18 protein-coding genes and 2 tRNA genes are annotated in these 19,316 nt (G+C 66.1%); 17 read left to right on the top strand and 3 right to left on the bottom strand.

From position 1 onward, the window contains the following. The first annotated feature begins 52 nt into the window (after positions 1–52). The 11 genes from dnaG to E3O39_RS17845 all read left to right on the top strand — a co-directional run bounded on the left by dnaG (position 53) and on the right by E3O39_RS17845 (position 11,890). Positions 53–1,921 (top strand): DNA primase, encoded by a 1,869-nt coding sequence (gene dnaG / locus E3O39_RS17895; RefSeq protein ID WP_134446036.1) that lies wholly within the window; start codon positions 53–55, stop codon positions 1,919–1,921. Between the two features lie 156 nt (positions 1,922–2,077). Then, the gene (locus tag E3O39_RS17890) at positions 2,078–3,706 is read left to right on the top strand and encodes an ABC transporter substrate-binding protein (RefSeq protein ID WP_134446035.1); all 1,629 of its coding nucleotides are present in this window, start codon (positions 2,078–2,080) and stop codon (positions 3,704–3,706) included. Positions 3,707–3,791: 85 nt separating this feature from the next. Next, entirely contained in the window at positions 3,792–4,877 is a 1,086-nt protein-coding gene (locus tag E3O39_RS17885; RefSeq protein WP_134446034.1) for an ABC transporter permease, read from the top strand. Positions 4,878–4,879: 2 nt separating this feature from the next. After that, positions 4,880–5,995 (top strand): ABC transporter permease, encoded by a 1,116-nt coding sequence (locus tag E3O39_RS17880; protein WP_134446033.1) that lies wholly within the window; start codon positions 4,880–4,882, stop codon positions 5,993–5,995. Further along, positions 5,992–7,740, top strand: a complete 1,749-nt coding sequence (locus E3O39_RS17875; protein ID WP_134446032.1) for an ABC transporter ATP-binding protein — start codon at positions 5,992–5,994, stop codon at positions 7,738–7,740. The genes E3O39_RS17880 and E3O39_RS17875 overlap by 4 nt, the downstream gene beginning before the upstream one ends. A 5-nt stretch (positions 7,741–7,745) precedes the next feature. Then, the gene (locus E3O39_RS17870) at positions 7,746–8,585 is read left to right on the top strand and encodes an ATP-binding cassette domain-containing protein (protein WP_134446031.1); all 840 of its coding nucleotides are present in this window, start codon (positions 7,746–7,748) and stop codon (positions 8,583–8,585) included. Next, a complete protein-coding gene (locus tag E3O39_RS17865; RefSeq protein WP_134446030.1) occupies positions 8,569–9,576 on the top strand; it encodes a D-isomer specific 2-hydroxyacid dehydrogenase family protein in 1,008 nt (335 codons plus the stop codon). Before E3O39_RS17870 ends, E3O39_RS17865 begins: the two co-directional genes overlap by 17 nt. Positions 9,577–9,696: 120 nt before the next feature. Next, positions 9,697–9,769: transfer RNA gene (locus E3O39_RS17860), tRNA-Asn, on the top strand. A gap of 96 nt (positions 9,770–9,865) precedes the next feature. Beyond that, positions 9,866–10,741 carry a sensor histidine kinase gene (locus tag E3O39_RS17855; protein WP_134446029.1) on the top strand — a complete coding sequence of 292 codons (876 nt, stop codon included), beginning with the start codon at positions 9,866–9,868 and terminating at the stop codon, positions 10,739–10,741. Between the two features lie 4 nt (positions 10,742–10,745). Beyond that, the gene (locus E3O39_RS17850; protein ID WP_134446028.1) at positions 10,746–11,588 is read left to right on the top strand and encodes an AzlC family ABC transporter permease; all 843 of its coding nucleotides are present in this window, start codon (positions 10,746–10,748) and stop codon (positions 11,586–11,588) included. Next, the gene (locus E3O39_RS17845; protein ID WP_134446027.1) at positions 11,585–11,890 is read left to right on the top strand and encodes an AzlD domain-containing protein; all 306 of its coding nucleotides are present in this window, start codon (positions 11,585–11,587) and stop codon (positions 11,888–11,890) included. Before E3O39_RS17850 ends, E3O39_RS17845 begins: the two co-directional genes overlap by 4 nt. Before the next feature lie 2 nt (positions 11,891–11,892). Here E3O39_RS17845 and def read toward each other — a convergent pair whose 3' ends face one another. After that, positions 11,893–12,459, bottom strand: coding sequence for a peptide deformylase (def, locus tag E3O39_RS17840; protein WP_134446026.1), 567 nt, complete (start codon positions 12,457–12,459; stop codon positions 11,893–11,895). A 40-nt stretch (positions 12,460–12,499) separates the two neighbouring features. Here def and E3O39_RS17835 point away from each other — a divergent pair, with 40 nt between their 5' ends. From E3O39_RS17835 to E3O39_RS17825, 3 genes are all read left to right on the top strand, one after another. Continuing rightward, a complete protein-coding gene (locus E3O39_RS17835; RefSeq protein ID WP_134446025.1) occupies positions 12,500–13,426 on the top strand; it encodes a DMT family transporter in 927 nt (308 codons plus the stop codon). A 181-nt stretch (positions 13,427–13,607) separates the two neighbouring features. Next, on the top strand, positions 13,608–14,825 hold the full coding sequence (locus E3O39_RS17830; protein ID WP_241985129.1) for a glycosyltransferase: 1,218 nt from the start codon (positions 13,608–13,610) through the stop codon (positions 14,823–14,825). 9 nt (positions 14,826–14,834) lie between these two features. Continuing rightward, a tRNA-Ile gene (locus E3O39_RS17825) sits at positions 14,835–14,908 on the top strand. A gap of 891 nt (positions 14,909–15,799) precedes the next feature. Here E3O39_RS17825 and E3O39_RS17820 read toward each other — a convergent pair. Continuing rightward, on the bottom strand, positions 15,800–16,714 hold the full coding sequence (locus tag E3O39_RS17820) for a cation diffusion facilitator family transporter (protein WP_134446023.1): 915 nt from the start codon (positions 16,712–16,714) through the stop codon (positions 15,800–15,802). Between the two features lie 66 nt (positions 16,715–16,780). Here E3O39_RS17820 and E3O39_RS17815 point away from each other — a divergent pair, with 66 nt between their 5' ends. Next, entirely contained in the window at positions 16,781–17,134 is a 354-nt protein-coding gene (locus E3O39_RS17815) for a helix-turn-helix transcriptional regulator (protein ID WP_134446022.1), read from the top strand. Continuing rightward, entirely contained in the window at positions 17,131–17,817 is a 687-nt protein-coding gene (locus E3O39_RS17810) for a cation diffusion facilitator family transporter (RefSeq protein ID WP_134446021.1), read from the top strand. Before E3O39_RS17815 ends, E3O39_RS17810 begins: the two co-directional genes overlap by 4 nt. Before the next feature lie 293 nt (positions 17,818–18,110). Here E3O39_RS17810 and E3O39_RS17805 read toward each other — a convergent pair whose 3' ends face one another. Further along, on the bottom strand, positions 18,111–18,596 hold the full coding sequence (locus tag E3O39_RS17805) for a DUF3105 domain-containing protein (protein WP_134446020.1): 486 nt from the start codon (positions 18,594–18,596) through the stop codon (positions 18,111–18,113). 367 nt (positions 18,597–18,963) lie between these two features. Here E3O39_RS17805 and E3O39_RS19940 point away from each other — a divergent pair, with 367 nt between their 5' ends. Further along, entirely contained in the window at positions 18,964–19,161 is a 198-nt protein-coding gene (locus E3O39_RS19940) for a hypothetical protein (protein ID WP_174774867.1), read from the top strand. Positions 19,162–19,316 lie beyond the last annotated feature (155 nt).

The following is a 19,316-nucleotide window of genomic DNA, read 5'->3' as shown; positions in this document are numbered from 1 at the left end:
GCAGAACCCGGCCCGTGCCGAAGTCGGGCGTGCGGCGGGATAACATTCAGCTATGGCAGGCCTGATTCGACAAAGCGACATTGAAGAGGTCAAGGCCCGAACCAATATCGCCGACATCGTCGGCGACTACGTCAGCCTCAAGTCGGCCGGCGTCGGCTCCCTGAAGGGGTTGTGCCCCTTCCACGACGAACGCAGCCCGAGCTTCCACGTCCGCCCGCAGGTCGGTTTCTACCACTGCTTCGGTTGCGGCGAGAGCGGCGACGTCTACTCCTTCCTGCAGAAGATGGACCACGTCACCTTCAGCGAGGCCGTGGAACGACTCGCTGGCCGGGTCGGCCTCGAACTGCACTACGAGGGCGGCGGGGCGGATGCGCCGGACCACACCAACCGCGCGCGGCTCTACGCGGCCAACCAGGCCGCCGCCGACTTCTTCGTCGAGCAGCTCGGCAGCGCAGGGGCCGCCGTCGGCCGAACATTCCTCGGCGAACGCGGCTTCGACGCCCACGCGGCGACCCGGTTCGGGATCGGCTTCGCCCCGAAGAGCTGGGACGAACTGACCAAACACCTCCGTGGTCGCGGCTACTCCGATGAGGAGCTGACCCTCGCCGGACTGGTGTCGAGCCGGGAGGGATCGAGCGGCGTCTACGACCGCTTCCGCGGCCGGCTGGTCTGGCCCATCCGCGACATCACCGGCCAGACGATCGGCTTCGGGGCGCGCAAGCTCCTCGACGACGACAAGGGCCCGAAATACCTGAACACCCCGGAGACCCCGATCTACCACAAGGCGCAGGTGCTCTACGGGCTCGACCTCGCGAAGCGGGACATCTCCCGCAGCCACCAGGTCGTCGTCGTCGAGGGGTACACCGACGTGATGGCGTGCCACCTGGCCGGGGTGACGACCGCCGTCGCGACCTGCGGAACCTCCTTCGGAGTCGACCACATCAAGGTCCTCCGCCGGGTCCTCGGCGACGACAGCGGTGTCGGCGAGGTCGTTTTCACCTTCGACCCGGATGCCGCAGGCCAGAAGGCCGCCGTCCGCGCGTTCAGCGAGGAGCAGCGTTTCTCCGCGCAGACCTTCGTCGCCGTCGCCCCGGAGGGCCTCGACCCGTGCGACCTGCGGCTGCACAAGGGCGATGGGGCCGTGCAACGGCTGATCGAGTCCAAGAAGCCGATGTTCGAGTTCATGATCCGGCAGTTGCTCGCCCAGTACAACCTCGAGACTGTCGAAGGGCGGGTCTCCGCACTCCGGGCGGCGGCCCCGCTCGTGAGCGATATTCGCGACCCCGCCCTCCGGCCGGGCTATACGCACGAGCTCGCCCGGATGCTCGGCATGGAGCTCGGCGAGGTCGGCCGGGCCGTCTCGGCCGCGCTCAGCCGCTCACGCACCGCGCCGGGGACATCCGCCGCCGCCCGAGGCGGTGAGACCGGCGAGCCCGCGCGCGAACGCCCGTTCTCGATGGTCGAACTGCCGACGGACCCGGTCACCCGACTGGAACGCGACGGGCTGATGGCCATGCTCCAGCGTCCTGCCCTCGTCGGTGTCGAACTGCTGCAGCGGGCGGTGCAGACGGGATTCTCCCACCAGTCCCTCGCTGTCGTGCGTGACGCGATCGCGGCGAACCTGGATACCCTCTCGGCGCCGGACTGGATCGAGCGCGTTGTCGCGGACGTACCGGTTTCCCTGCAGAACCTGGTCACCGACCTGGCGATGGCGCCGCTTCCCGAACGCACCGAACGCGAAGTCGAACGCTACGTGCGCGACGTGACCGTCGCGCTCATCGACCGGGACTTCCTCCGCCAGAAAGCCGAGCTGCTCGGCCGGCTGCAGCGTGCTGACCCCACCGACCGTGTGCCGTACACGGCGCTGCAGCGTGAACTCATGCGGGTCGAACTCGAGCGGCGCAACCTGAGGGATGAGTAACTGAGCACACCTCGCGTGTTGCAGCTAGGTAAATATTCTGGCGAGAATTCGGGCAAACTGCGTTTTTCGTGATATTCCTTTCGGTACAGCAATGCAGAGGTGCGGCTCCCTCGCATGCCGCCTCTGCCGCATTTCGAGAGAAAGAGGCTCACGCACATGGCATTTTCACCCACCAGGCGCACCAGGCTGATCGGGGGACTGGCGGTCGTCGCCGCTTCCGCGCTCGTCCTCGCCGGCTGCTCGGCAGGCGGCACCACCGCAAGCGCCGGAGGCACCCTCCTGATCGGCACGACCGACAAGGTCACGACGCTCGACCCGGCCGGCTCGTACGACAACGGCTCGTTCGCCGTGATGAACCAGGTCTTCCCGTTCCTGATGAACAGCGCATACGGCACCGCCGATGTGACGCCGGACATCGCGACCAAGGCCGAGTTCACGACCCCCACCGAGTACACGGTCACGCTCAAGCCCGACCTCGTCTTCGCGAACGGTCACAAGCTCACGTCTTCAGACGTGAAGTTCAGCTTCGACCGCCAGCTGTCGATCGCGGACGCCAACGGCCCGTCGACCCTGCTGTACAACCTCGCGAGCGTCGCGGCTCCGGACGACACCACCGTCGTCTTCACCCTGAAGGCCGCGAACGACCAAGTCTTCCCGCAGATCCTGTCGAGCCCTGCCGGCGTGATCGTCGACGAGGAGACCTTCTCGGCGACCGCGATCACGCCCGATGCCGACATCGTGAAGGCGAACGCCTTCGCAGGCCAGTACGTCATCACGAGCTACGACTTCAACAACCTCATCGGGTACAAGGCCAACAAGGATTACAAGGGCAACCTCGGCGCGGCGAAGTCGGATGTCGTCAACGTGAAGTACTACGCCGACGCGTCGAACCTCAAGCTCGATGTGCAGGAAGGCAATATCGACGTCGCCTTCCGCAGCCTGTCGTCGACGGACATCGATGACCTGCGCGGCAACGACAAGGTCAAGGTCGTCGACGGACCCGGCGGAGAGATCCGCTACATCGTCTTCAACTTCGACACCCAGCCGTTCGGCGCCAAGACGCCCGAGGCCGACCCGGCCAAGTCGCTCGCCGTGCGCCAGGCCGTCGCCGACCTCGTCGACCGTGCCGAAATCGCCAAGCAGGTCTACAAGGGCACGTACACGCCGCTCTACTCCTACGTTCCGGCCGGCATGACCGGTGCCACCGAGTCCCTCAAGGGCCTCTACGGCGACGGCAACGGAGGACCCGACAAGGCGAAGGCCAAGGCAACGCTCGAAGCCGCCGGCATCACGAGCCCTGTCGCCCTCAACCTGCAGTACAACACCGACCACTACGGCCCCGGCTCGAGCGATGAATACGCGCTCGTCAAGGACCAGCTCGACGCCTCCGGCCTCTTCACGGTCAACCTGGCTTCGACCGAGTACGTCACGTACTCCAAGGAGCGCGTGAAGGACGCATACCCCGCTTACCAGCTCGGCTGGTTCCCGGACTACTCGGACGCGGACAACTACCTGACGCCGTTCTTCGCCGATGGTAACTTCGTCGGAAACCACTACAGCGACTCTGTCGTCAACGACCTGATCAAGCAGCAGGCCGTCACGACCGACAAGGACGCCCGTACCAAGCTCATCGAGGAGATCCAGGACAAGGTCGCAGCCCAGCTGTCGACCCTGCCCCTCCTCCAGGGTGCCCAGGTCGCCGTCACCGGGACCACGGTCACCGGAACCACCGACACGCTCGACGCATCCTTCAAGTTCCGCTACGCGGCGCTGAAGAAGGGCTAAGTCCGGCCTGTTTCACCAGTTGTAACCGGGGGCATTCAGCCAGAGCGCTGGGTGCCCCCTTTCAATTCTCGATCGATAGGCAGTGATGACAACAGTGGCAGCGCGCCCGACCGCCCCCCAGGGAATCCGGCGCAAACGAACCTCCCCCGGCGGGGGCATCGGTCGTTACATCGCGGTCCGCTTCCTGCTCATCTTCCCGACGATCTTCATCCTCGTCTCCATGGTCTTCTGGCTGATGCGCGCGACCGGCGACCCGATCACGGCTGCCCTCGGTGGCCGCCTCACCGCCGACCAGCTCGCCGAACGCATCCACGCCGCCGGCTACGACCGGCCGATCCTGGTCCAGTACTTCGAGTACCTCGGCCAGATCTTCACCGGCAACTTCGGCACGACGATCAGCACGAACAAGCCCGTCGTCGACGTCCTCCTCACCTATGGCGTCGCCACGGCTGAGCTCGCGTTCTACGCGCTCCTCGTCGCATTCATCGTCGGCATCCCGCTCGGCATGGTGGCCGCGTACTTCCGCGACAAGGGCCAGGACGCCTCCCTCCGGATCTTCGCGATCCTCTGCTACGCCACCCCGGTCTTCTTCTCCGGCCTGCTTCTCAAGCTGATCTTCTCGGTCTGGCTCAAGGTCCTGCCCGTCGCGGGACGGGCGACGACCGGCTCGGAGCTGCAGATGCAGTTCCTGCCCAGCAAGACCGGGATCTACACGATCGACGCGATCATGACCGGCAACCCCGCGGTGCTCATGGATGTGCTCGCGCACGCCGTGCTCCCGGCGATCGCCCTGGGCCTCCTCACCGCCGGTGTCTTCCTCCGTCTCGTACGCACCAACGTCATCGGCACCCTCGGCACCGATTACGTGGATGCCGCCCGGTCGCGGGGGGTGAGCGAGTTCCGGCTGGTCTCCAAGCACGCGTACCGGCCGGCCCTGATCCCGATCATCACCGTGATCGGCCTGCAGATCGCCCTGCTCCTCGGCGGTGCCGTGCTGACCGAGACGACCTTCGAATGGAAGGGCCTCGGCTTCATGCTCTCCGAATTCCTCAAGGCACGTGACTTCGTCGCCGTGCAGGGCATCGTCGCCCTGCTCGCCGTGATCGTGGCGCTGTCCAACTTCATCGTGGACATCATCGCCGCGATCATCGACCCGAGGGTGAGGTACTGACCATGAGCCACACGCCAGACACCACCATTGCCCCCGTCCGCCGCGGCGGCCTCGCCGCACTCTGGAACCGGCTCCCCGTCGTGCACCAGGTGAAGCAGAGCATGGGCCTGCAGCGGGGAATGCTCGTCACCGGCCTCGTCATCACCGGCCTGTTCGTGCTCACCGCCATCTTCGCCCCCGTGATTTCGCCGTACGGCTACAGCCAGTTGCGTGACGCGAACGGCCCCTTCGGCGCCCAGGTGGCCCCGGGCGGCGCTCACATCCTCGGGACCACCGTCGGCGGCTACGACGTGCTGTCCCGCGTCCTCTGGGGTGCCCAGACCGCGCTGTTCGTGATCGTCGTCGCGGTACTGCTCTCCATCTTCGCCGGCGTGTTCCTCGGCCTCGTCTCCGGCTACTTCGGCGGTTGGCTCGACCGCATCCTCGTCGTCGTGTGCGACGCGGTCTACGCGTTCCCGTCCCTGCTGCTCGCGATCGTGATGTCGATCGTGATCTCCGGCGGCAAGTCCGACCTCGTCGGCGGAGTGGTCGCGGCGGCCATCTCCATCACCGTCGTGTTCATCCCGCAGTACTTCCGGGTGATCCGCGCGGAGACCGTCCGGATCAAGGCGGAGGCCTACGTGGAGTCCGCCAGGGTCCTCGGCGCGAGCAACGGCCGGATCATGTTCCGGCACGTGCTGCGCAACGCCACCCGCACCCTGCCGCTCATCTTCACGCTCAACTCCTCCGAGGCGATCCTCACCCTCGCCGGGCTCGGCTTCCTCGGCTTCGGCATCGAGCCGAGCGCCGCAGCAGAGTGGGGCTACGACCTGAACAAGGCCCTCTCCGACGTCACGAGCGGCATCTGGTGGACCTCGCTGTTCCCCGGTCTCGCGATCGTGCTCGTCGTGCTCGGCATCACCCTCGTCGGCGAGAGCCTCAACGATCTCGCCGACCCGCGCCTCCGCGGTCGCCGCTCGGTCGGCAAGGTTGTTTCCGTCGTCGCGGCGACGTCCGTCGTCCCCGGCGGTACGCTCACGGGCGGCCCTGGCGGCCTCGACGGCCTCGAGGGCGGCGCCGACGGCATCGACGCCGACATAGACAGCTTCACCGACGAAGGATTCGAGGACCGGTCATGACCGCGGCATCCGCCACCACCCCCGAGTCCGCCGGAGCCGTGTCCAGCACCGCGCGAAGCTCCGACGTGCTCAGCATTACCGACCTCACTGTGACCTTCGCGACCGACGCCGGCGCCGTGCACGCCGTCGCCGGCGTCAGCCTCCGGGTCGCGCCCGGCGAGGTGCTCGCGATCGTCGGCGAAAGCGGAAGCGGCAAGACCGTGACGGCCAAGACGATCCTCGGCCTGCTTCCGGAGACCGCGACGTCATCGGGTGCCGTGTTCCTCAGCAGCAAGGACGGCTCGAGCACGAACAACGTGATCTCCGTCGGCAAGCAGAAACTCCGCCAGCTCCGCGGCACCGACGTCTCGATGGTGTTCCAGGAACCGTCCACCGCGCTCAACCCCGTCTACACCGTCGGCTGGCAGATCATGGAGGGCATCCGCGCCCACGGCCAGTTCAGCCGCGCCGAGGCGAAGAAGAAGGCCGTCGAGATCCTCGGCAGGGTCGGCATCCCCGACCCTGAGATCCGGGTCAACTACTTCCCGCACCAGTTCTCCGGCGGCCAGAAGCAGCGCGTCGTCATCGCGATGGCCCTCGTGCTCGACCCCGGACTCATCGTCGCGGACGAGCCGACCACGGCGCTCGACGTCACCGTGCAGGCCGAGATCCTCGACCTGCTGCGCCGTTGCCGCGACGATTTCGGCACAGCGATCGTCCTGATCACCCACAACATGGGCGTCGTCGCCGACCTCGCGGACCGGGTCGCGGTGATGTACCAGGGCAAGGTCGTCGAAGAAGCGGATGCGCGCACCCTGTTTGCCTCCCCGCAGAACGACTACACGAAGAAGCTGCTCGCCGCCGTTCCGCACCTCGGCCAGGGCGTCGTGCACGCCGCCGACCGCGCGGCGGCGCGGACGCCCGGCTGGACCGCCGAGACGCCCGTCGTCGTCGCGAAGGACCTGCGCATCGAGTATCCGGGACGGATGGGCCGCGGCGGCTTCACCGCCGTCGACGGCGTGAGCTTCAGCATCCGCCCTGGCGAGGTCCTCGGCCTCGTCGGCGAGAGCGGAAGCGGCAAGACCACCATCGGCCGCGCCATCGCCGGCCTCACCCGGGTGACGGACGGTTCCCTGACCGTGCACGGCCACCAGATGAACGGGTTCAAGGAACGCGCCTTCAAGAAGTTCCGCAGCGACATCGGCTTCGTCTTCCAGGACCCGGCATCGAGCTTCAACCCGCTGCTGACCATCGCCGACTGCGTCGCGGAGCCGCTCATCGTGCACGGCAGGGCGAAGAACCCTGCTGAGGCACGGGCCAGGGTCGACGAACTGCTCGAGGCCGTCCAGCTCCCGCGCAGTTACGGTGACCGGTACCCGCACGAGCTGAGCGGCGGCCAGCGCCAGCGCGCGAGCCTCGCGAGGGCACTCGCGCTCGAGCCCAGCCTGCTGATCGCCGACGAGCCCACCTCGGCGCTCGACGTCTCGGTGCAGGCCCGCGTCCTCGAGCTCTTCGCAGAGCTCCAGCGGGAATTCGGTTTCGCGGCACTCTTCATCAGCCATGACCTCGCCGTCGTGGATATCCTCGCCGACCGCATTGCGGTGCTCTACCACGGCAAGCTCGTCGAGGAGGGCACGAGCGCAGAGGTGCTCGGCGCCCCGAAAGATCCGTACACGCAGCGCCTGCTCGCCTCGCTGCCCGTTCCGGACCCGGTGGAACAGGCCGGACGCCGTGAGAAGCTGCGGGAGCTGCGTACGGCAGGATAGGAACCATGACTCGCGGCGCGGCATGGACCTTTCCCATCGCGATGGACGACCTCTCCGTCTCGTATCCGGCCCACGGTGCGAGCGACTCCTTCGCCGCCCTGCGCGGGATCACCCTCCGGGTCAATCCCGGTGAGGTGCTCGGTGTGCTCGGCGAAAGCGGCTCAGGCAAGAGCACCCTCGCCAGGGTGCTCTCCGGGAGCGGGGGATCGGCCGGCACGGACGTACGACCGCTGATCACCGGCGGCGAGGCGACCGTGCTCGGCCTGCGGTTGCGGGGCATCAGCCGCCGCAAGCTCGCCCGGTTGACCCTCGAGGTCGGGATGCTCGCCCAGGACGCCGGCCAGACGCTTCCGGCAACACTCACCGTCAGCGAGCTCGTTGCGGAGCCCGTGCTCGAGCGCGACGCCCGGTACCAGGCCGGTTCCCTCAGGACGCTCGTGGCGACCATGGTGGATGCCGTGCGCCTGCCGCTCACCGTGCTCACGAAATACCCGTACGAGCTCAGCAGCGGCCAGCGGCAACGCGTCGCGCTTGCCCGCTCGCTCGTGCTCGGCCCCACCCTCCTGATCGCGGACGAACCGCTCGCGGGCGTCGACGTCACCGTCCGTGACGCCGTCGTCGACCTGATCGGCGAACTGCAGCGCGAACGCGCGTTCACGGCCGTCGTGATCAGCTCAGACCTCGCCGTTCTCCGGCGCGTGACCGACCGGATCGCCGTGCTGCACCAGGGCGTGCTCGTGGGCCTCGGCACGATCGACGAGGTCTTCGCCGACCCGTGGCATCCCTACGTCGCCGAGCTTGCTTCGGCACTCACCCAGGACGGACAGCATGACAGCGATACCTGAGCACGCCCAGCATGAGGCCGTCCTGGCCGGCACGGTCACGGCCGTTCCGCTCGGGCAGCGGCCGCCGAGCGGGCCGATCGCGATCCTCCCGCACCCCGCAGACACCGCCACGTGGGCGGTGCAGGCGGCCGGGGGAGTCCTCGGACCGCTCTCGGATGCCACCCGAGGATTGATCTGGCTCTCCTACGGGCGTGCGGACGAGCTCCGCGCCGCTCTCGACGACAACCCGGGCATCGGCTGGGTCCAGCTGCCCTGGGCGGGAGTCGACGCGTTCAGCGACCTCCTGGCCGAGCAGGACCGGCCCGGACTGCTCTGGACGAGCGCCAAGGGCGCATACGCCCAGCCCGTCGCCGAGCACGCCTTCACGCTCACCCTCGCGCTCCTGCGCGTGCTGCCCAAGCGTGCCAGGGCCCTGAGCTGGAGCACCCTGCCGGAGGGGCGCTCCCTCTACGGTCGCCATGTCGTGATCATCGGCGCAGGCGGCATCGCCCTCGAACTCATCCGGCTGCTCGAACCGTTCGGGACGACGGTGACCGTTGTGCGCCGGTCCGCACAGCCCGTGGCCGGCGCGGCGCGCACGGTGCAGACGAGCGCCCTGCACGAGGTCCTCCCTGACGCCGACGTCGTCGTCGTCGCGGCAGCGCTCACCAAGGACACCCGGCATCTGATCGGCGCCCCCGAGCTCGCGCTGATGAACCGCAACGCCAACCTCGTCAACGTGGGCCGCGGTCCGCTCATCGACACCGATGCCCTCGTCGCGGCCCTCGCCGCAGGGAGCATCGCCGGCGCAGCACTCGACGTCACGGAACCGGAACCGTTGCCCGACGGGCATCCGCTCTGGACGGAGCCGCGCTGCCTGATCACGCCGCACTCGGCGGACACGCCCGAGATGACCGCTCCGCTGCTCGCCGAACGGATCCGGCTCAACGTGCTGGCCTTCCTCGGCGATGGCCGTTTCGTCGGCGTCGTCGACCCGCAGCGCGGGTACTGAGCCCGTGCCGGGCCGGTGCCGAAGCGCTGGGAGGAGACCGCTTCCCGGCCTCGATTTGGCGAACGGCCGATTCTTGGTAAAGTAATAACGCTGTTCAAGCGGAAACGCTGTTCCAGCTTTTCCTCGATAGCTCAATTGGCAGAGCATCGCACTGTTAATGCGACGGTTCTTGGTTCGAGTCCAAGTCGGGGAGCGAAAGGCCACTCAGGGCTCCACCCCGGGTGGCCTTTTCTATTTCTATTTCATTCTGTTTTCTCTTTTCGTCCGGAAGTTCTGGAAAGGCGACACCGTGGAGTTCTGGCCTCTCGCCGCCGGCGTGCTCGCCGCAGTCGCCGTCGTCCTGCTGCTGTTGTGGCTCCTCACGGCTCTGCGCCTTCGCCGCATCATCTTCGACCGCACGGCGGCCGAACGGATGCGTATCGACCTCGAACTGTCCCTCGCCGAACAGAACGGCCGCCTCGGCATCATCCGAGAGCTTCAGGACGGTGCGGTGCTGAACGTCGCCCGGCTGATCACGCAGGCCGAGGGTGCGCGGTACACGGCGGAGAACGACCCGGCGAGCGCGGTCCGGGTCGCGACGGCCCTCGTCGAGGACGGCAGGGTCGCCCTCGCGGACATGCGCAGGGTGCTCACGATCGTGCGCGAGGGCGAAACCGTCGACACGCCCCAGCCGGGCCTGCAGTCCGCGCGGAACCTGTTCCGCGTGATGCGCGACGCCGGCCTCGAGGTGAGCTTCGCCGAGTCCGGCGACCGTTTCCCGCTCAAGCCGGGCGCCGAACTCGCGATCTTCCGGATCCTGCAGGGCGCACTCGCCAACGCCCTCACGCACGGCGGCCGCGGCACGGCGGCGAACGTCTCTTTCACCTGGACCAGGGACGGCCTGCAGCTCCTCGTCGACGACGACGGCATCCGCGCGGCCGCCCGCAGGGTGAGCTCCGACCCCGACGAGGTCGCCGCGCGCACCCGGTACACGATCGACGACGACCTGCACGCGCTCAGCGAGAGCGTGTCCGGTGCGGGCATCACCCAGATGCGTGAGCGCGCAGAGCTCTTCGGTGGCACCTTCACGGCGGGCACCGTCCCGGGTGTCGGCTTCTCCGTGTCCGTAGTCTTCCCGTCCCTGCGCTACCACAACGGTGTGCACGGCGTGAACCTCTCCCGGTAGCGGGATGCCCGCGCAGCTCCCTCCCGAAGACGACGCTGCCGAGGACGACGCTGTCGACGACGACGCTGCCGTGGACGACACCTCGAAGGACGACACTGCCGAGGACGCCGCCTCCCAGGAGATCGCCGCCCGGGCTCTCGACCGGGTCGCGACGCGCGAGGGCATCGCCGTCGGCGTCGCGACGGCCGCATACGGGGTCTCCTTCGGGGCGCTCTCCGTCGCGTCCGGCCTCACGCTCTGGCAGACGGCGTTCCTCAGCCTGGTGATGTTCTCCGGGGGATCCCAGTTCGCCCTGATCGGAGTACTCGCGGCCGGCGGGGTCGCGGCGGGGCCATCGGCGATCGCCGGTGCCGCGCTGCTCGGCACCCGGAACGGCCTCTACGGCATTCGCACCGCGCCCATCGTCGGCCGCGGCTGGCTGCGCCGGTTCGCGGCGGCGTGGATCACGATCGACGAGTCGACGGCCGTCGCGCTCGCCCAGCCGACCCCGCGGTCGAGCCGGCGCGGGTTCTGGGTGACCGGCCTCATCGTGTTCGCCGGCTGGAACCTGACGACCTTCGTGGGCGCCCTGATCGGCAACACCCTCGGCGACACCCGCGCGTACGGCCTCGACGCCGCGGCCGCTGCCGCTTTCGTCGGCCTGCTCTGGCCGCGGCTGAAGCGGCGGCAGGCCCTCGTCGTCGCGGTGGCCGCCTTCGTCGTGGCCACAGCCCTGACGCCCGTTCTCGCGCCCGGGCTGCCCGTGCTTGCGGCCGCGCTCGTCGCCATCGTCGTCGGCTGGTCCAACTGGGCCGGCGCGCGCTCCGGCACCCCCTCTGGTACTCCAACGCGGGGGAGCGGCAGGTGACCCTCTGGCAGATCGTGATCGCGGCATCCATCGCCTGTGTCGTGCTGAAGCTCGCCGGCTATCTGGTGCCGGCCTCCGTGCTGAAGAAGCCGACCCTGGCGAGAATCAGCGAACTCGTGACCGTTGCCCTGCTCGCGGCCCTCATTGCGGTGCAGACGCTCGGCGCGGGGACGGGCGTTGCCCTGGACGCCCGGGTGCCCGCGGTCCTCGTCGCGGTCGTCCTGTTCGCCCTGCGGGTGCCCTTCATCGTCGTCGTGATCGTGGCCGCGCTTGTGGCGGCAGGCCTTCGAGCCCTCTTCTGAGCCTATTCGTCGAGGTTGTCTACGCCCGGCAGCCAGGCGAGGCCGGGACCGCCCCAGCCGCGCTTGCGCGTGACCTTCGTTGCGATCTTCGCGTAGAAGTGCTCGAGGCGATCCACATACACCGTGCCGTCGAGGTGGTCGAATTCGTGCTGGAAGATCCGGGCGAGCCAGCCGTCCGCGTGGATTTCGAACGGCTTCTGGTCGAGGTCCACAGCGCGGAGGATCGCCCGGGGGGAGCGGAGCAGCGGGAATCGCTCGCCTGGGTACGACAGGCACCCCTCGACGTCCTCGTCTTCGTCGGCCTCTCCGGCGGGGACCGGAGTGATCCAGAGCTCGGGGTTGATCGCGACGCCGCGCCACTGTCGGTTGTCGTCGTCGAGGTAGGCGTAGGTGAACAGACGCAGCGGGATGCCGACCTGCGGGCCGGCGAGACCGACTCCAGGAGCGGCGTCCATCGTCTCGAACATGTCCTGGACGAGATCGCGGAGCTCCTGGTCGAAGGTCTCGACGGGCTTGGCGGGGGTGTGGAGGACGGGGTCCCCGAAAATAACAATTGAGCGAACGGCCATTCAGCAAGGATATCGGGCCGTTCCGTCGTAGGGTCGTTGAGTGCACCTCGACCTGATTGACTTCACCGTCGACCTCCCCGTCGACCCTCGCCAGGCGATCGGCATACCGCTCGCCCTGATCGGCGGCGTGTTCCTGTCGCTCGGAGCCCAGTTCCAGCACCGGGGCGTCAACAAGGTCGAAGCCAACACCGTTGCGGTCACGGGAGGCCTCGACCCGCACCAGCTGCTGCTCCTGCTGCGCCGGCCCTCCTGGGTGATCGGCACCCTCATGCTCGGCCTCGCCATCGTCTTCCAGCTCTCGAGCCTCGCCTTCGCCCCGATCATCGTCGTGCAGCCCCTCGGCGCCGTCGCCCTCGTGATCACGTCGATCGTCAACGCCCGGGTGACCAGGACCCCGGTCAACCGGGCCTCCAAGATCGCCATCGCGCTCTGCGTCGGCGGCATCGGGCTCTTCGTCACCGTCGCGGCCTTCTTCGCCGTGGACAAGCCGGTGACCGACAAGAACCTCATCACCATCCTGATCGTGCTCGCCGCGGTGCTCGTCTCCTTCGTCGTCGCGTTCGCGCTGCTGCACACCCAGTTCAAGGCGATCTTCTACATCACCGGCGCCGGTGTGCTCTACGGCTTCGTCGCGACCCTGGCGAAGGTGATCATCAACCGCACTCAGAACGGCAATTTCGAGTGGCTGACGCTCACCTGCGTCGCCGGCCTGCTCCTCGCGGCAGCTCTCGGCGCTTACTTCGTCCAGAACGCGTATTCGTCGGGACCGCCCGATCTCGTGATCGCCGGCCTGACCGTGATCGATCCGCTGGTGGCGGTCGGAATCGGCATCGTCGTCCTCGGCGAGATCGCACAGGCTCCAGCGTGGGCGGGAGTAGCGTTCGCATTCGCAGGTGCCATCGCGATCTGGGGTGTCATCCTGCTGTCGCGGCACCACCCGCAGGCATCCGTTACCGTATCGGAATAGGGCGCGCCGTCGCCGAGGATGGGCGAGAACACGCGGATTTAGAATAGGGTGCTAGGAGATGTCGGCCGCGTTCGCGCCGTCCAAGACCTGAAATACCGCCGGATGACGACCTCCGGCCCACACACGTTGGGACACCCTCACTTTGTCAGACTCGACCGCTTCGCCACTAGGTTCGACCCCTGTGGCTCCGGGTTCGAAAAAGCCGATCAAGGTCCTCATTGCCTGCGACACGTTCGCCCCTGACGTCAACGGCGCGGCGAAGTTCGCCGAGCGTCTCGCCGCCGGCCTGACCTCCCGCGGCCACGAGGTGCAGGTCTTCGCGCCGGCTGCCTCGGCCAAGCACGGCACCTGGACCGAAGAGCACGAGGGACAGACGTTCCTCGTGCACCGGATCAAGAGCTGGCGCTGGTACCCGCACGACTGGCTCCGCTACGCGCTGCCGTGGCTGATCCATGCGGAGAGCCGCCGAATTCTCGACACCTTCAAACCGGATGTCGTGCACTTCCAGTCCCACATCAACATCGGGCGCGGCGTCACGATCGAGGCCGCGAAGCGCGGCATCCGCATCATCGGGACGAACCACTTCATGCCCGAGAACATGCTCGAATTCACGCTCATTCCGAAGAGCATGCACGAGCGTCTGATCAAGATGGCCTGGAAGGCGGCTCGCCGCACCTTCGGCCGGGCGGAAGCCGTCACGACCCCGACCGTGCGCGCCGCCGAGTTCCTGGAGAAGTACACCGGACTCGAGGGCGTGCTCGCCATCTCGTGCGGCATCGACGCCCATAACTATTCACCGTCCTTCGAGCCGCGCACGGAGAACCGGATCCTCTTCGTCGGCCGAGTGACGAGCGAGAAGCAGATCGATGTGCTCCTGCACGCCGTGACGCTGCTCGCGCCTGAACTGGACACCCAGGTCGAGATCGTGGGCGGTGGCGACCAGAAGCGCAACCTCGAACACCTCGCCCAGAGCCTGGGCATCAGCAATCGCGTCGTCTTCCGCGGCTACGTGACGGATGAGGAACTGCGCGCGGCATACACCCGCGCCACCCTATTCGCGATGCCGTCGATCGCTGAGCTGCAGAGTATCGCGACCATGGAGGCAATGGCCTCGGGCCTGCCGATCGTCGCCGCGAACGCCATGGCGCTGCCGCACCTCGTCCACGACGGACAGAACGGCTTCCTCTTCGAGCCAGGAAGTGCCCAGGACCTTGCGGACAAGCTGACCCGTGTACTCACTGCGGGCCCCGAAGCGCTCGACGCCCTCAAGCACGAGTCGCTCAGGCTGATCGGTGCCCACGACATCAATCGCACCCTCGACACTTTTGAGAGCCTGTATCGTGGGGAACCGGTGGTCGACACGATCACCTCAGATGCCGCCGCCCGCTCCACGGAGTGACTGCGGTTGGGGGCGGTAGCTCAGCTGGTTAGAGCAGCGGACTCATAATCCGTCGGTCCCGGGTTCAAGTCCCGGCCGCCCTACGAAAAAGTGTCTTTTGACCAGGAATTTTAGGTTGGTAGTTTCTCGCGAGACTTGAGTAAATAGTCAAGAGGACTCGACTCGGCGTCGCGCGGGTGGGTCAGAACTGCATCCTGACCTGCACTTAAATCTTCTTGTTTGGCAGCGCCTCGCCCGGTCCTGCGAACCGTCCTGGGTTCAAGTGACGCGTGGTCTCGAGAATGCGCGCTGATCTGCAGGTTTCTTTAGCTCTGGCTTGTGGCACTTAATGCCGCGCACTTTTATTCACCACTTATTCGCTCGGAGCGCGTCGCCGGCTCGTGAAATTGGTCTGCCTGATGAGGAGAAATGCCGTAGCCGTTGAGTCGGCGCGTGTCGCGTGGCGTAGGTCTGAAGTCGAATGCATTTTGTCGCGGCGACACTGTTGAGACTGGGGCTCGTGATCGTGATCGTGATTTGGATGGAACGGACCTACCGCCGGCGTTGTCGGCATCGCGGACTCGGAAGGCTCACGCCGATCGAGCTTGAGATGGTTGAAGCTGCCGCTCGGGCGTCGTAGAGACGACAAACCGCGCGAGTCAACTAAACCGACATCATTCCCGGTTCATCACCTGCTCTTGAGGTGTCTTAGAACTAACGGTGCGGATCGGAATTCGCCCAGGAGGATATGTGACGTGATCATGAGACTCGCAGCCACGTGGTTCCGCCGATTCTGAGGAGGAACGGTCTCGGCCGTGAGACGTCTCGTATCCCTGGCTTTACGAGACAGCGAATGGTGTCAAACGTGCACGCCTTCCAATGCTTCGTGACCAACCGCGCCGAAGGGCGTGCGTCAATGAACGCGTCCACAGCCCTGTGTTGGGTTTCTGGAACCTCACCGGATGAGCGTCCGCGACAGGCGAGGCTCGAATATGTCACTTATGGGTGTGGTTCTCGTGTTCGGCGTGGACGGCGCGCTCGAGCTGGAAGGTGGAGTGTTCGACGGAGATCTCGAAATGTTCAGCTACGCAATTCTGTAGGTCATCGATGATCGTTGAGGCGCGCCCATCGTAGAAGCACTCGTCGTCAACGACGACGTGTGCGGTGAGAACGGGCAGGCCCGTTGCGATTTGTGTCGCGTGGAGGTCGTGCACTGCCCGGACATGCGGGAGTTCCAGAATGTGGCTCCGCACCGAGTCGAGGTCCAGCCCTCTCGGAGCGAATTCCAGCAGTACGTCGACCGTTTCTCGGAGGAGTGTGAACGTCCGCGGCAGAATCAGCACGCCGATCAGCATGGCCACCACGGCATCCGCGCGCGTCCACCCGGTCATCGCGATAACGATGGCGGCGACGATGACAGCCACGGATCCAAGAGCATCATTGACCACTTCAAGGAATGCCGCGCGCAGGTTGAAGCTTGAGTCTCGGCCGCTGGCGAGGACCGTGATCGAGGTGACGTTCCCGACCAATCCGATGACGCCAAAGACGAGCAGTTGGCCCGACGCAATTTCAGGAGGCGCGATGAGACGCTGAATACCCTCGACGAACACGAAAATCCCGACCGCCAGAAGAACAGCCGCCTGCACGGTAGCGGCGAGCACTTCAGCCCGGGCATAACCCCACGTCCGGCGGGCCGTGGCGGCACGCGTAACGAGAGTTGCCGCTACAAGAGCGATTAGGAGCCCGCCTGCATCGACGAGCATGTGGGCCGCATCGATCAGCAGGGCCAAACTACCGGTGAGGATAGCGCCGATGACCTCGGCGACCAGGATTGTCGAGGTGATTCCGAAGGCAATAACGAGCCGTCGGCGACCGGAGGCACCGGCAGGGGCGTGGTCGTGCTCTGTCATAGTCGTGTCCGCCGTTGCTTTGTGGGCACAATCACCAATGGTCATCCTAGACTGTATAGTCACTACATGCTGACTATTGCCTCACGTCTGGACGTGATGAACCGGATCGGGCGCGCGATGGCCGATCCCACCCGATCCAAAATCCTGTTGAGCCTGCTCGAGGAACCTGGCTACCCGGCGAAGCTCGCCCGAGAACTGGAACTCACCCGCTCAAACGTTTCGAACCATCTCAGTTGTCTTCGCGGCTGCGGCCTTGTTGTCGCCGTGCCCGAAGGACGACAGACCCGGTATGAAATTGCCGACAGGCACCTGACCCGGGCGCTTCAGTCCCTGTTCGACGTTGTCCTCGCGGTCGATTGCGGCACGGCCTGCGTCGACGAGAACTGTGACCAGCCGCTCTGCTGCGGCAGGCTCGAGTGAGCGCCACGACGAACGGCCCTGGCGTCGTCCTCGATGTCGCCCGCAAACTGCTTCTCCAGCGTCGCATCCGCATTATCGTCGGCATCACAATCACCTACAACGTCGTCGAGGCGGTCATCGCCATTGCAGCGGGAAACGTGGCGTCGTCGGCCGCGTTGATCGGCTTCGGGCTCGATTCGATCGTGGAAGTCCTGTCCGCCGTCGCGATCGCATGGCAGTTCGCCGCTCCGGATCCGGAGAAACGGGAAAAGGTGGCGGTGCGCGTAATCGCATACGCCTTCTTCGCCCTAGCGGCCTACGTCATCGTCGAGGCCGGGTCGTCCCTCTTCGGCCTCCGTGAAGCCACATACAGTCCGGTGGGCATCGTTCTTGCCGCCGTGAGTCTTGCGGTAATGCCGTTCCTGAGCTGGTTCGAACGTCGAACCGGCCGCGAACTGGGGTCCGCGTCGGCGATCGCCGATTCGAAACAGACCCTCATCTGCAGCTACCTCTCCGCAGCTCTCCTCGTGGGCCTTGTGCTCAATTCCCTGCTGGGTTGGGCCTGGGCCGACTCTATCGCCGCGCTCGTGATCGCAGCATTCGCTTTTCGTGAAGGCCTCGAAGCGTGGAAAGGCGAGAGCTGCGCGGTCCCGATCAGCGCGCTCACCGGGGAGCGCAACATCGAAGACGATCACTGCTGCTAGCGGCGAGGCTGCGCGGGCGTCTGGAATCCTGCGTCTATCAACACACCAGCCGACGCAAACGGTTCGACGGCGGGTGCTCTCGGCAGCCGTTGGGTGAACGCGGCACTCGTGCCGGTTGTGCTGTTCGGTGGGCGTACACGACCGATATGCCCACGATCGCCATTCCGCTAGCCACCGTTCGGACGAAGAGCATCCCTGGTCCTGTCCAGCCCATCCCTCCGAACCCCATCATGTTGTGCGCACAACTCTTGACGTTCAATCGTGGAACTGGTGTTCGCTGGCGACGATGCAGGTTAGGACACCTTGCCCGGTCCGTCCAGGCCTCCGGTGCAAGGTGAGCCGGGTTCTGGAGCAGTTGCGGCGCCCCGGTACTTGGCAATGAATGCCGCGAGTCGGGGATCGGCCGGGTCGGCGATGTCAAGCTGCGTGCCCCATGCCGATGCGACGATCGACGACGGGAGACCGGCGAACGGAGACAGGATCGCGTATGCCGACGGGATTTCCTTGCGCAGCGCTGCGAGCTGATCACCCGTCACCGTGGAGGCGTCGTAGGTGACCCACACGGCGCCGTGCTCAAGCGAATGCACTGCATTTTCGTTGGGGACGTTCTCGGAATACACGCCACAGTTCAGGAGAGTGACGGAGTGGTCTCCACCTACCGGCGGCAGCGGATTGTATTTCACCGTACCGGTGACGTGCTGGGAGGTCTGGTTCGGGAAGGTCTGCACGCCGTCAACGGATGTCGGTGCTGCCGCGTTCTTGGGCCCCTCGGTGGGCATTCAGACGGCTGCATATTGTCGCGCCGCCGAGTGGTCTACGCCAGCGAACTGGCCTTGATCTGTCGTCCGTGTCCACATTTTGCCCGTTACTTCGCGAAAATCCTCCTGATTTACAACGTGCCACAGTGACCGAAAAACGTTAAAGTTACGCGGAAGTTGGCCCTGTACGAGGCAATGGCTGGGTCGTGACTAGGGTTCGAATCCCTCCAGGGCACACTGGCTGCTCGTTTGTGAGGATCAGACCGCTGCTGCTATTGGCCGAATCCATGAGGGCATCAACCCAAGACCGGTTAATGGTTGGTGACCGGTTGCCGAGGTATTGGAATTGCAGGGGAATGCTCGGGTCGATCCAGATACTGGTCCGACCGTGCCCAACGATCTTGGAGTTCGTCCACGTGAAAACGAAACTCTCTCGGCGACGAAGTTTCGCAATGATTACGAGTTGAAGGTGAGCAAGGGTGCGGTCGTCGAATTCAACTTCGATCTTGCCGTTGCCGTAGGTGAGCATGCCCATCTGGTGTTCCGCCTTCGCGAAACACAGGATCTGGGCGCCTCGCTATCTTGAGCGTACAGGCGCTGAGCTGACCGAGTTTAGAAATCTCCCGCAAAGTCCGCACGTAGGTGAGTATTCGACCCTCTGAGCCCCACCCGATCGCGCGGTTGAGCCCCACCGTTCGTGCGGAAGAGCCCCAGTGGTGGTGTGGCTCAGCACCACCGGTG

The organism is Cryobacterium sp. MDB2-A-1 (assembly GCF_004402675.1).
GTDB lineage: Bacteria > Actinomycetota > Actinomycetes > Actinomycetales > Microbacteriaceae > Cryobacterium > Cryobacterium glucosi.
Note: the sequence above shows the minus strand (reverse complement) of the source record. Positions and strands in the feature narration are given on the sequence as shown.

What these genes read in the sequence shown, in the direction of transcription:
- dnaG (WP_134446036.1), top strand. Translation starts at nt 53, where the DNA reads ATGGCAGGCCTGATTCGACAAAGCGACATTGAAGAGGTCAAGGCCCGA.
- E3O39_RS17890 (WP_134446035.1), top strand. Translation starts at nt 2,078, where the DNA reads ATGGCATTTTCACCCACCAGGCGCACCAGGCTGATCGGGGGACTGGCG.
- E3O39_RS17885 (WP_134446034.1), top strand. Translation starts at nt 3,792, where the DNA reads ATGACAACAGTGGCAGCGCGCCCGACCGCCCCCCAGGGAATCCGGCGC.
- E3O39_RS17880 (WP_134446033.1), top strand. Translation starts at nt 4,880, where the DNA reads ATGAGCCACACGCCAGACACCACCATTGCCCCCGTCCGCCGCGGCGGC.
- E3O39_RS17875 (WP_134446032.1), top strand. Translation starts at nt 5,992, where the DNA reads ATGACCGCGGCATCCGCCACCACCCCCGAGTCCGCCGGAGCCGTGTCC.
- E3O39_RS17870 (WP_134446031.1), top strand. Translation starts at nt 7,746, where the DNA reads ATGACTCGCGGCGCGGCATGGACCTTTCCCATCGCGATGGACGACCTC.
- E3O39_RS17865 (WP_134446030.1), top strand. Translation starts at nt 8,569, where the DNA reads ATGACAGCGATACCTGAGCACGCCCAGCATGAGGCCGTCCTGGCCGGC.
- E3O39_RS17850 (WP_134446028.1), top strand. Translation starts at nt 10,746, where the DNA reads ATGCCCGCGCAGCTCCCTCCCGAAGACGACGCTGCCGAGGACGACGCT.
- def (WP_134446026.1), bottom strand. Translation starts at nt 12,459, where the DNA reads ATGGCCGTTCGCTCAATTGTTATTTTCGGGGACCCCGTCCTCCACACC.
- E3O39_RS17820 (WP_134446023.1), bottom strand. Translation starts at nt 16,714, where the DNA reads ATGACAGAGCACGACCACGCCCCTGCCGGTGCCTCCGGTCGCCGACGG.
- E3O39_RS17815 (WP_134446022.1), top strand. Translation starts at nt 16,781, where the DNA reads ATGCTGACTATTGCCTCACGTCTGGACGTGATGAACCGGATCGGGCGC.
- E3O39_RS17805 (WP_134446020.1), bottom strand. Translation starts at nt 18,596, where the DNA reads ATGCCCACCGAGGGGCCCAAGAACGCGGCAGCACCGACATCCGTTGAC.